At 72.0% G+C, this 11,613-nt stretch carries 9 protein-coding genes and 2 pseudogenes; 7 read left to right on the plus strand and 4 right to left on the minus strand.

Annotation, left to right across the window (positions count from 1 at the left end; all coding sequences use genetic code 11):
• Positions 1 to 44 precede the first annotated feature (44 nt).
• The 7 genes and pseudogenes from ACFU6I_RS16515 to ACFU6I_RS16545 form a co-directional block, all read left to right on the plus strand.
• Positions 45 to 2,249 (plus strand): alpha/beta fold hydrolase, encoded by a 2,205-nt coding sequence (locus ACFU6I_RS16515; protein WP_384366532.1) that lies wholly within the window; start codon positions 45 to 47, stop codon positions 2,247 to 2,249.
• Complete coding sequence (locus tag ACFU6I_RS16520) at positions 2,246 to 3,301, plus strand: ABC transporter permease (RefSeq protein ID WP_384366535.1); 1,056 nt, start codon at positions 2,246 to 2,248, stop codon at positions 3,299 to 3,301. Before ACFU6I_RS16515 ends, ACFU6I_RS16520 begins: the two co-directional genes overlap by 4 nt.
• Positions 3,298 to 4,125: an ABC transporter permease gene (locus ACFU6I_RS16525; protein WP_384366538.1), complete on the plus strand. Its 828-nt coding sequence runs from the start codon at positions 3,298 to 3,300 to the stop codon at positions 4,123 to 4,125. Before ACFU6I_RS16520 ends, ACFU6I_RS16525 begins: the two co-directional genes overlap by 4 nt.
• The gene (locus ACFU6I_RS16530; RefSeq protein WP_384366541.1) at positions 4,125 to 6,122 is read left to right on the plus strand and encodes a dipeptide ABC transporter ATP-binding protein; all 1,998 of its coding nucleotides are present in this window, start codon (positions 4,125 to 4,127) and stop codon (positions 6,120 to 6,122) included. The genes ACFU6I_RS16525 and ACFU6I_RS16530 overlap by 1 nt, the downstream gene beginning before the upstream one ends.
• A gap of 41 nt (positions 6,123 to 6,163) precedes the next feature.
• A complete protein-coding gene (locus ACFU6I_RS16535; protein WP_384366544.1) occupies positions 6,164 to 6,778 on the plus strand; it encodes a helix-turn-helix domain-containing protein in 615 nt (204 codons plus the stop codon).
• 303 nt (positions 6,779 to 7,081) lie between these two features.
• Positions 7,082 to 7,963 carry an RNA polymerase sigma factor SigF gene (locus ACFU6I_RS16540; protein WP_384366547.1) on the plus strand — a complete coding sequence of 294 codons (882 nt, stop codon included), beginning with the start codon at positions 7,082 to 7,084 and terminating at the stop codon, positions 7,961 to 7,963.
• A gap of 23 nt (positions 7,964 to 7,986) precedes the next feature.
• A pseudogene (locus ACFU6I_RS16545) lies at positions 7,987 to 8,373 on the plus strand (homoserine O-acetyltransferase); the annotation flags it as partial.
• Between the two features lie 102 nt (positions 8,374 to 8,475).
• Here the strand turns inward: ACFU6I_RS16545 and ACFU6I_RS16550 are convergent.
• The 4 genes and pseudogenes from ACFU6I_RS16550 to ACFU6I_RS16565 all read right to left on the minus strand — a co-directional run.
• A complete protein-coding gene (locus ACFU6I_RS16550; protein ID WP_384366550.1) occupies positions 8,476 to 9,384 on the minus strand; it encodes an NAD(P)-dependent oxidoreductase in 909 nt (302 codons plus the stop codon).
• Positions 9,385 to 9,425: 41 nt separating this feature from the next.
• Positions 9,426 to 10,151: an adenosylcobinamide amidohydrolase gene (locus ACFU6I_RS16555; RefSeq protein WP_384366553.1), complete on the minus strand. Its 726-nt coding sequence runs from the start codon at positions 10,149 to 10,151 to the stop codon at positions 9,426 to 9,428.
• Between the two features lie 401 nt (positions 10,152 to 10,552).
• Complete coding sequence (locus ACFU6I_RS16560) at positions 10,553 to 11,344, minus strand: ABC transporter permease (protein ID WP_384366556.1); 792 nt, start codon at positions 11,342 to 11,344, stop codon at positions 10,553 to 10,555.
• Positions 11,341 to 11,613, minus strand: a pseudogene (locus ACFU6I_RS16565) (ABC transporter); the annotation flags it as partial. The pseudogene ACFU6I_RS16565 and the gene ACFU6I_RS16560, both read right to left, overlap by 4 nt.

Genomic DNA, 11,613 nt, shown 5'->3' on the forward strand with positions numbered 1-11,613 from the left:
CTCCCCGCTCCCCGCTCGCCCCATCGGACAAGAAACGGACCACTATGCCCAGCACCGCCGCGCCCAGGCAGCAGCCGCAGCGGCGCGCCGCGATCGTCGTGCGGCGCGTCCGCGAGGCGATGCTGCGACTGGTCCATCCGGCCGAGGCCCGGGTCAGCCCGGACGGGCGCGCGGTCGCGGTGACCGCCGCCGGGCCGGAAGGCGTCGAACTGGTCCTGACCCCGGTCCCGGCCGTGCTCCGGGACGACGGGGAGGCGGAGGCGGCACCCCCCGTCCTCCTCCCGCCGCCCCGGTCCGCCGCTCCCGCTCACCGTCACAGCCCGCGCTGGCTCCCGGACTCGCGGACCCTGCTGCACATCGCGGAGCCGGCTGGACCCACCCCGGCCCCCGCCCGGCTCGACGCCCTGGACACCACGACAGGAGCGGTGCGGTCCGTCGCGACCGCCCCCGGCGCGGTCGAGGAGCTGCTGGTCTCCGACGACGGGCGGCAGGCGCTGCTGCTGTGTGCGGAGGACGGCGCCGAACGCGACGGCATGAACCTGGGGCTGCCGGTACGACTGGGAGCCGCGCCCGTACCCGAACGCTTCGCCCCGGGCACCGGCCGTCGTTCCCTGCATCTCGTCGACCTCGCGAACGGCACGATGTGTGAGGCCGGTCCGGCCGGGCTGACCGTGTGGAACGTCGCCTGGCGCGGCGGTACCACCGCCGTGGCCACGGTCTCCGAGGACACCCTGCCCGCCGGCTACTACGGCGCACGGTTCGCCGCCCTGGATCTCAACGCCCGTACCTCACGCACCCTGTACGAGCCGGAAGGCCAGTTGGGCGCTCCGGCCCTCGCCGCGGACGGTCGGCTGGCGGCGGTCTGCGAGGGCATTTCGATCGTCGCCGGGCGCCCGGTCGTGATCGATCCGGTGACGGGCCGTACGGAGGTGGTGCCCGGTGTCGAGGACGCGACCTGGTTGCAGTTCGACGGCAGTGCCGCCGACGATCGTCCGGGTTCACTCTGGTTCGCGGGCTGGGACGGTACCGGCTCCCGCGTCGGCCGCGCCGGGCGCTCCCTGTGGTCGGGCGCGGTGACGCTCAGCGGCGCCGCGTTTCAGCCCGCCCTCTCCCTCAGCGCCGACCGGCGGATCGCCGCGACCGTCCTGGACGCGCCGGGGCGTCCCGCCGAGGCCGTCGTCGCCCGCACCGGCGGTCCGGACGCCTGGAACTGGTTGCCCGTCACCGCCTTGAACACCTCAGCCGGTTCGCCGCTTGCCGAGATCCGCACCGAGGAGACCACCTGGTCCGCGTCCGACGGCCGCACGGTGGGCGGGCTGGTGCTCTCGTCGGGCTCCCCGACCGGACCCCGCCCCCTCGCGGTACTCGTGCACGGCGGCCCCGCCTGGCTCTGGTCCGCCGGATACGCGCCGGGCGATGTGCTGGGGCTCGCCCCGGCGCTGGCGGCCGCCGGCTATCTCGTCCTGCTGCCCAACCCACGGGGCAGCAGCGGCCGGGGACTCGACCATGCGCGTGCCGTGGTCGGTGATGTCGGCGGCGCCGACCTGGACGACGTGCTGTCCGGCGTCCGCCATCTCGTCGACACCGGCCTCGCCGATCCGGACCGTGCCGCCGTCCTCGGACACAGCTACGGCGGGTTCCTCGCCGCTCTGGCCGCGATGCGCACGGACGTCTTCCGTGCCGCGGTGGTCGTCTCCGCGCCGACCGACTGGCTGAGCTTCACCCACACCAGCAACATCGGTGGCGGTTACGACCGTACGTACCGCATCGGCAGCGGCAGCGGCAGCACGGACGACCGTGCCGGGCTGATCGCGCGTTCCCCCGTGTTCGCGCAGGGAGGCGGCGGCACACCGACCCTGATCGTGCACGGGTCGGCGGACCGGGTCACTCCCGTCGGCCAGGCACATGAGCTGTACCGCTCGCTGCTGCGGACCGGACGGGCGCCGGTCGAGCTGTACGTGTACCCGGACGAAGGCCATGAGTTCACCGACGGCAGCCACATCCTCGACGCCGCCGCGCGGGTGGAGGAATGGCTCGCCGCCCACCTGGGCACCGGCGCCGCCACCGCGGCCCTGCCCCGTCCGACCGCCGTGCCGGGGGACGCTTCCCCCGAACCGATCCCCGGCACGGCCTCTCCGGTCGGTCCGGAGGGTGCAGCCCCCCGTGCACCCTCCGGCACGACCTCTCCCGGACGGAGCGGCTCTGCGGCCCCGCCGCCGACCGCAGTCCCGCAAGGGAGCGAACAATGACCGCCAACGGCTCGCGGCTGCGGGCTGCCCTTCCCCTCGGCTATGTGGTCCGGCGCCTCGCCGGCACCGTCGGGCTGCTGTTCGTCCTGTCCGTCGCTGTGTTCGCCCTGCTGCAGGCCGCCCCCGGCGACCCCGCGCAGACGCTGCTCGGACCGCGCAGCGCGACTCCGGAGGCACTGGCCGCCGTACGGGCCCGTTTCCACCTCGACAGCCCGCTGGCCGTGCAGTACTGGTACTGGCTCAGCGACGCGGCCCGTTTCGATCTCGGTACGTCGATCCGCACCGGCGAGAGCGTCGCCGCGGCAATCGGCAGCCGGCTCGTCCTGACCGGTCAGCTGGTCGGCCTCGGTTTCGCCGTGGCGCTCCTGCTGGGACTGCCGCTGGGTGTTCTCGCGGGCCTGCGGAACCGGCGGGGCACCGACCGGGCGGTGCAGAGCCTCGGCGTCGTGGCGCTGTCCACCCCCGCGTTCGCGGGCGGGCTGCTCCTCATCTACGTCTTCTCCCTGATGCTCGGCTGGTTCCCGGCGTACGGCCCCGGCGAAGGTTCGGGCACCGACCGCCTGATGCATCTGGTGCTGCCGGCCCTGGCGCTCGGACTGGCCGTCACCGCCGTCCTGCTGAAGCTGACCCGGGCCGCGGTGATCCGCGAACTCGACCGGGAGCACGTCACCTTCGCCCGCGCGCGGGGGGTCCGGGAGCGGGACATCCTGCTGCGATACGTGCTGCGCGGCACCCTCGTCCCGGTCCTCACCGGCATCGGTCTCGTCCTCGCCTATCTGCTCGCCGGCACCGTGATGGTGGAGCAGGTGTTCGCGCTGCCCGGTCTCGGCTCCCTGCTGGTTGATTCGGTGACCTTCCGGGACATCCCCGTCGTCCAGGCGGAGGCGCTGCTCATCGCCGCCCTGGTCTGTCTGGCCGGTCTCGTCATCGACCTCAGCCAGCCGCTGCTGGATCCGCGGTTGCGGACCGCGTCCCCGGCGAAGGCGGCAGGGTCGGCGGCGGCGGTCTCTCCCGGCCGGCCGGCCGACGTCCGCAAGGAGGAGGGCCGATGAGAAAGCGCGCATCGCGCCGCAGGTACACGCCGCTCACCGTCTGCTGCTGCGTCGTAGTTGTGCTGTTCGCGCTGGCCGCGGCCCTCGGTCAGCTGGTTCTCCCCGGCTGGGACGCGCAGGATCTCGCCACCGGCGCCGTCATGCCGGGAGGCGGTCACCTCCTCGGCACCGATGAACTGGGCCGGGACATCGCGCAGATGGTGATCGCCGGGGCGCGCAGCACGCTCGCCGGTGCGGCCCTGGTGGCGCTCGGTTCGATGGTCATCGGCAATGTGCTCGGCGTTCTGGCGGGCTATCGGGGCGGCTGGACCGACGTCGTCGTACGCCGCTGGGCCGATCTGCTGCTCGCGCTGCCGGCCCTGCTCGTCACGATCGTCGTCGCCGGAATCGGCGGCGGTGGATACGCCCTGGCCGTCGGTGTCCTCGTCGTGCTGACCTCACCCGGCGACATCCGGCTGGTGCGCGCCGCCGTCCTGGAGCAGCGCCACCGCGCCTATGTGGAGGCCGCGGAGACGTTGGGGCTGTCCCCGTTCACCGTGATGACGCGGCACATCTGGCCCAACGTGCTGCCGGTGGTGGTGGCCAACACCCTGCTGAACTTCGCCGGAGCGATCGTCGCCCTCAGCTCGCTGTCCTTCCTCGGGCTCGGTGTGCCGCCCGGCGCCCCCGACTGGGGCCGGATGCTCTCGGAGAACCGGACCCTGCTCTACGACAACCCGTCCGCCGCCCTGGCACCGGCGGTGCTGATCATCGTGGCGGCGGTGGCGCTCAACCTCCTCGGCGACCGGCTGTTCGAGGCGTTCTCCGACCGCGGGAGGTCCTGATGGCAATGCGCCCGGCAACGGACATGCGTACCGCTCCCCCGGCACCGGAAGCCGATCCGCTGCTCGCGGTGGACGGCCTGCGGGTCGCCGCGACGGCGGGCCCGGGCGGCCCGGTCCCCATCCTGGACGGCATCTCGCTGGAGGTCGCCCGCGGCGAATGCATCGGCATCGTCGGCGAGTCCGGCAGTGGCAAGTCCCTGGCCATGCGCGCCGTGGCGGGACTGCTGCCGTCCGGGACCTCGGTCACGGGCGGGTCCGTACGGATCGACGGCGAGGAGGTCCTCACTCTTGCGCCGCGTGAGCGGCACGCCCTGCGGGGCCGAAGCGTCACTCTGCTGATGCAGGACCCGTTCACCATGCTGCATCCGCAACTGACCTGCGGACGTCAGATCGCCGACGGGCTGCGCGACCCGGACGGTGTGCTGAGGCGGCGGAAGGGCAGGGCGGACAGGCACGCGGAGATCGAGCGGCGTCTCGCCGAGGTCGGCCTCGGTCCGGAGATCGCCGACCGCTACCCGCACGAACTCTCCGGCGGCATGCGGCAGCGCGTCGCCGCGGCAGCGGCGCTCGCCGGCGACCCGGAGCTGCTCATCGCCGACGAGCCGACCACCGCCCTGGACGCCGCCAACCAGCGCGCCGTCCTCGACCTGCTGCGCGGACTCCAGCGCGACCGGGGCATGGGGCTGGTTCTCATCACCCACGATCTGCGGGTCGCGTTCTCCGCCTGCGACCGGGTGTACGTGCTGTACGCGGGCAACGTCCTGGAACACGGGAGCGCCCAGGAGCTGGAGTCCGGACCCCGGCATCCGTACACGGCGGGCCTGCTGGCCTCCGAGCCGTCGGTCCGAGAACGGTACGCCGAACTCCCGGCCATCGCGGGCTTCGTGCCCGCTCCGGGCGCCCGGAGCGGCGGCTGCCCGTTCGCCGACCGGTGCGCGCACGCGGCTGCCGAGTGCCGTGCGACTCCGATGACGCTGCTGCCCGTGCCGGAGCCCGTCGCCGCCGAGCGCGGGACCGGGTCGGGTCCCGGCTCCGGCGCTCGTTCCGGGCCGGGTTCCCGGCTGACCGCGTGTGTGCGGGTCGGTGAGATCGGCAATGCACTCGCCGTGCCGCGGGCTCGGGTCCCGGCCGTGCTCCCCGAAGGACCGGAGAGTACGGCCGCGGTGCGGGAGAAGAGCGACGCAGCGCTGATCGCCACGTCCGTCGACCGTACGTTCCGGTCCCCTGCCGGTGACCATGCGGCTCTGCGCGACGTGAGTCTGATCGTTCCCCCTCACACCGTCGTGGCTCTGGTCGGCGAGTCCGGCTCCGGCAAGACGACGCTTGCCCGGATCGCGGTCGGCCTGGAGACCTTCGACACCGGCACCGTGACCGTGGGCGGTCTGGCGCTGTCCGCCGGGCGCCGTCCCGGCACGACGGACCGGCGCCGCCTGGCCGAGCAGGTGCAGATCGTCTTCCAGGATCCGTACTCCTCGCTCAATCCGTCGCGTACGGTGGGCGCGACCCTGCGCGAGGCGCTGACGGCCGCCACCGGCAGGAGCGGACGCGACAGGTCCGTGGCCGAGGTGGGGGCGCTGCTCGAGCAGGTCGGTCTGCCGGCCTCGTACGCTTCCCGTCGCCCGGCGGCTCTCTCCGGCGGCGAGCGGCAACGGGTCGCTCTGGCCAGGGCCCTGGCCGCCCGGCCACGGCTGCTGATCTGCGACGAAGCGGTAGCAGCGCTGGATGTGTCGGTGCAGGCGCAATTGCTCAACCTGCTCACCTCGCTCCAGCGGAGCGAAGGGTTCGCGGTCCTGTTCATCACCCATGACCTGGGGGTGGTGCGGCAGATCGCCGACCGGGTGGCCGTGATGTATCAGGGCCGGATCGTGGAGCAGGGCACCGCGGCAGACCTGCTGGACACCCCCGCGCACCCCTGGACCCGGCGCATGATCGAGGCGCTGCCCGAGCGCACGGATGCGGGCGACCAGGATCTGACGTCCCGGCAGCCGCGCCGGTAGAGTGTCTCGCTGACCTGCGCGTACGACAGCGAGGAGGAACGGTGTCCGAGGACCACGCCGCCGGCGGCCTGCCCGCGGCCCCACGTCCGCCGGGCACCCCGCAGCCCGGCGCGGGGACGGTGCGTGCATCGCTGGCCGGGAACCTCAACCGCCGTCGCCTGGCGCGTGGTTGGAGTCTGCGCGAACTGTCCGCGGCGACCGGCGTCAGCAAGGGACTGTTGTCCCAGATCGAGCGTGCCGAAGCCAATCCGACCGTCGATGTGCTGGTGCGGATCGCCGATGTGCTGGACACCAGTTGCACGGATCTCCTGCGTCAGCCCCTGCTCCGGCCGGAGATCATCCGCGCCTCGTCGCTGGACGAACCGGACGACGAGACCTCGGTCAATCTGCTGTTCGCCGGCCATGAGCTGGGCCGTATCGAGATCTACCGGACCCGTCTGCACCCGCATGCACAGAGCCAGATCAGCTCGCACGGCGCGGACTCCGTGGAGTATGTGCTGGTGATGTCCGGCCAGGTGACGCTGGTGGTGGACGACGTCCCGCATCTGCTGGAGACGGGGGACACGGCGCGCTTCTCAGGGCTCAGCAGCCACTACTACACGACGCAGGACTCCCCCGCCGTCACCCACACCGTCGTGGGATACCCGCGCGACTGACCCACCCCGCTGCCCGGTCCGGAATCGATTTCGACCCAACTGCCCGTCGATACGGGCCGGTCGGGCCACATCGGGCGGACACCTGTGGCAGTCTGATAGTGACCGTCCCACCGGGCTCCCCCGTACCGGTGGGACGGTTCTGTGTTCCTACGCTTCTCACCTGCACGAATGTGACACCGGATCACGAACATTCCCGGCCATTCACGCCGATGGGCCGGATCGACTTGCTCTTTCACGCATGGGTGCCCCTGCCGGGGGCAGGCGCATACACCTCATGGCCTACGACCAGGGGAGCGTGACGAGATGACTGCGCACAGAGCGCGGACGGCCGGTGCGGACGCCCCGGGCATGACCGGCGCGGCGGGCGAACTTCCGTGGATCGAGGATGCCGGGAAGGTCGCCCCGAAGGACGCGCGGGTCCTCTCTCGCCTGTTCTTCGACCGTCTTCAGCTCCTCGAGGAAGGCACCCCCGCCCATCAGTACGCGCGCAACACGCTCATCGAGATGAACCTCTCGCTCGTCCGGTTCGCCGCGGGCCGGTTCCGCAATCGCGGCAGCGGCGACATGGAGGACATCGTCCAGGTCGGCACGATCGGGCTGATCAAGGCCATCGACCGGTTCGACCTGTCCCGGGAGGTGGAGTTCACCTCCTTCGCCGTGCCGTACATCGTCGGGGAGATCAAGCGGTTCTTCCGCGACACGAGCTGGGCAGTCCACGTGCCGCGCCGGATGCAGGAGTTGCGGGTCGACATCGCCAAGGCCAAGGAGTCACTGGCCACGGAGTTCGACCGCGACCCCACCGTGCCGGAGCTCGCCGAGCAGCTCGGGATCGGCGAGGACGAGGTCGCCGAAGGCATCGTCGCCGCCAACGGGTACACCGCGGGATCGCTGGACATGCCGTCCGATCCGGCGGGCACGGGACGGCTCCACCCGCCGGGGCGCACGCTCGCCGACGCCCTCGGCTCCCCGGACCCCGGCATGGAGACGGTCGAGAATCTGCACACACTCGCCCCACTGCTGGGCCACCTCGACGCGCGCGAGCGTCGCATCATAGACATGCGCTTCGGTCAGGAGATGACGCAGTCGCAGATCGGCGCGGAGCTCGGCATCTCCCAGATGCATGTGTCGCGGCTGCTCAGCCGGATCCTGCAAAAGCTCCGCAGCGGCATGTTCGTCGAGGACTGAGAGACGACGAGTGAGGTGCCGGACAGGGAGGCCGGTACCAGGTGGAGTCGTATCTCGACCACCACGCCGCCAAGCTCGTGCACCGATTCGACGCGGGCAGCTACGTCACGCTCACCGAAGCGATGACCGGGCATGACATCGGCCGGGACCGGGGCGGCATCGCGCAGGCGCTTGACCGTGCGCGCATGCCCGCGCTCGTCGCCGGCGTCGACTCCGACCGCCTCTGTCCGCCCTATCAGCAGGAGGAGTTGGCCGATCTGGTGCCTGGCGCGGACCGCCAGGGGGTCCTTCAACCGCCTTACGGACATGACGGCTTCCTGATCGAGACGGCCCAGGCCGGGTCTCTGGTGAGGGAGTTGCTCTCCGGTTGCGCCGACAGTCCACCCGCCCGACCTGCTGTCCGTCCACCCACCGTCCCTGGAGTGTTGATGAGATCCGGTTGCCCTCACCTTCCTGGCGTTCGGCGGGGCCACGGAACCCGTGGCCCCGGCGCCCGCCGCGACCGGGGACGGTCACTCGTCGTCCTTCTCCGCGGGGCGGCCCGCGTAGTAGGTGGCGATCATGTCCTCGCCGCCGTGTCCCGCCTCCTCCGCGCGCGTGAACCGGTCCGCGGACGCGGCGACGAGATCCAACGTCACCCCGCTCCGTTCGGCGGCTGCGAGGATGAGGCGGGTGTCCTTGAGCGCGGTGGACAGGGCGAAGCTCGGGGTGAGGTCGCCGGAGAGGACCGCGGCGGACTTGCCCTGGAGATACGCGGAGTCCAGCGGGCCGCCCTTCATCACGTCGAGGAACGACTGCGGGTCGATGCCCAGCCCCTCTGCGAGGTTCAGGCACTCGGCGATGCTGCCCACCATGTTGATCACCCAGGTGTTGACCACGAGCTTCAGCCGCGAGGCGGCGCCGGGTGTTTCGCCGACCCAGACCGTGCGCTGTCCGATCGCGTTCAGCACCGGGTTCACCAACGGGCGGACGGCGGACGGACCGGAGACAAAGACCGTCAACGCACCCTGTTCCGCAGGCTGCTTGGTACCCGCAACCGGGGCGTCGAGATAGACGAGACCCAAGTCCGCCGCCCGCTGGGCGAGTTCGGCGGTGGCGTCGATCCCGACGGTGGAGCTCTGCAGCAGGACCTGGCCGCGTTGCACCCCGGGCGCCGCGGCGGTGAGTGCGGCCGCCACGGACAGTCCGTCGTTCAGCATCGTCACGATGACGTCTGCGCCACGTACGGCTTCCTCCGCCGTTTCGGTGACCGTGGCGCCGTCGGCGGCGAGAGGGGCCGCCTTGGCCTGCGTACGGTTCCAGGCGCGGACGTCGAGTCCGGCGCGGAGCAGGCTCCGGGCCATCCCGGACCCCATGATCCCGGTGCCGAGGACGGCCACGGCCGGTCGCTCGGGGATGGCGTTGGCAGGGGTGGACGTCATGAGAGCAAGGGTCCCTTCGTCGGCGCGTGGTCGGTGCGAGGTCAAGGGTGCCGCAGCGCGCCCTCCCGTACGGCGGTGTGCACGGCTCGGGCGAGTCGCGACCCCCAGGTCGAGCGCGGGCCCGCGAAGGGTTCCCCGGCCGCGCCGGGTCCAGGCGCCGGTGAGGCGATGCAGACCGCGTCCGTGGGGGTGCCGGAGCAGTCGAGTCCGGCGTCCAGGAGCGCCTGGACCTTCGCCTCGGTGGCGGTCGCGACGGCATTGACCAGGGCGGCGTCGGAGAAGGCCACGGGTACGGTCACGACGATATTCACCGTGCCCGGCGGCAGCGGCCCGGCGTGCCCCGCGGCCGGGTCGGCGGCCCAGCCCCGCACACCCAGACCGGTGGTGGCGGTGGCGGTCACGCCCTCGTCGTCGGCGACGGTGTACGCGGTGACATCGGCCGCGGTCATCAGTCCGGCACCGGGACCCGTGAGCGCCTCGGCGGCGGCGATCTCGGCGAGGTGCCGGTCGGGGTCGAGGCGCGGGTAACCGCCGGGCACCTGGGCGTTGAGGATCCACTCGCGCATCCCGATGCCGCCGCCGAGTACGGCGCTGCTGCACACCCGCCAGCCGGGCCCGAGCCTCCAGACGAGGTGGTGCAGGGCAAGACCGTCCTCCTGGCGGGTCAGCAGTTCGCCCCGTTGTCCGGGTGGGCGGACGCGTACGGAACGGATGGTGCACCCCCGGTGGTACGGCAGGACGACGGTCGGAAACGGTCCGTCGATCATATGCGGCAGATGCGACACCGCTCCATGCGGTGCCACACCTCTCCGTCGCAGCGGGTCGGATCTCGTCGCGGGCCATCGCGATCAGACGGTCGAGGACGGCCGCATCGGCGCGCACACCGTCGCGGGCGTAGGCATCGGCGACCCAGGTCCGCAGGCCTCGGATCCGGTCCAGCGGGGAAGGGGCACCATGGCGGGCCTTGTCGGCGGCCATTCCGCGGTGCGGTTCCTCGCGCCGGCCGAACGGCTCGGGGAGGTACGGGAGTTCCAGCCGACGATGCCGGCGGAGCGGGCCCGGCGGATGGCGGAGAACGCCGACGGGGCGACGTATGCCGACGCGGTGTCGGAGTACGCCGCCCTGGGACGGGACGAGTTGCGGAACGCGGCCCGCGCTGTCACGGCGGTTACTTCGGGTCGCGGTCGAACCGAGAGGTCGACCAGAAGTAGCCGAGCACCGCGAGACCCAGGCACCAGGCCACGGCGAGCCACCCGTTGTGGCCGATCTCGGTGCCGAGCAACAGACCGCGCAGGGTTTCGATGGCGGGCGTGAACGGCTGGTACTCGGCGATCGGCTGGAACCAACCGGGCATGGAGTCGACCGGGGTGAAGGCGCTGGAGAGGAGCGGCAGCAGGATCAGCGGCATCGCGTTGTTGCTGGCGGCCTCGGCGTTCGGGCTGATCAGGCCCATGCCGACCGCGATCCAGGTGAGCGCCAGGGCGAAGAGCACGAGCAGCCCGAACGCCGCCAGCCACTCCAGGGCCGTGGCGTCCGTGGACCTGAAGCCGATGGCCACGGCGACGGCGCCCACGAGGAGCACACTCGTGATCGACTGCAGCACGCTGCCGACGACGTGCCCCACGAGCACCGCAGGGCGGTGGATCGCCATCGTGCGGAAGCGGGCGATGATGCCCTCGGTCATGTCGTTGGAGACGGACACCGCGGTTCCGATCACGGTGCTGCCGATGGTCATCAGCAGCAGGCCCGGGACGACATACGCGATGTATGCGGTGCGGTCCGGACCGCCGCCGCCGATGCCCGAGCTCATCGTGTCGCCGAAGATGTAGACGAAGAGCAGCAGCAGCATGATCGGGGTGAGCAGCAGGTTCAGCGTGAGGGACGGGTAGCGCCGTGCGTGCAGGAGGTTGCGGCGCAGCATCGTGGACCAGTCGCGTACGGCGAGGGAGAGGGAGCTCATCGGACGGCCTCCTTGGACTGGCTGGGCAGGCTGGGCTGCGGGGTGGTGCCGGTCAGGGCGAAGAAGACGTCGTCGAGGTCGGGAGTGTGCACGGTCAGCTCGTCGGCCTGGATGCCGGCGGAGTCCAGCCAGTCGAGGATGGAGCGCAGCTCGCGCTGACTGCCGTCGCTGGGAATCTGCAACGACAGCGCCTCGTCGTCCCGGGAGGCCTCGCGCAGCGCGGAGGCGGCCGACTGGTACGCGGCCGGGTCGGAGAACCGCAGCCGCAC

Source organism: Streptomyces sp. NPDC057486, from assembly GCF_042802415.1.
Classification (GTDB): Bacteria; Actinomycetota; Actinomycetes; order Streptomycetales; family Streptomycetaceae; genus Streptomyces; species Streptomyces yanii.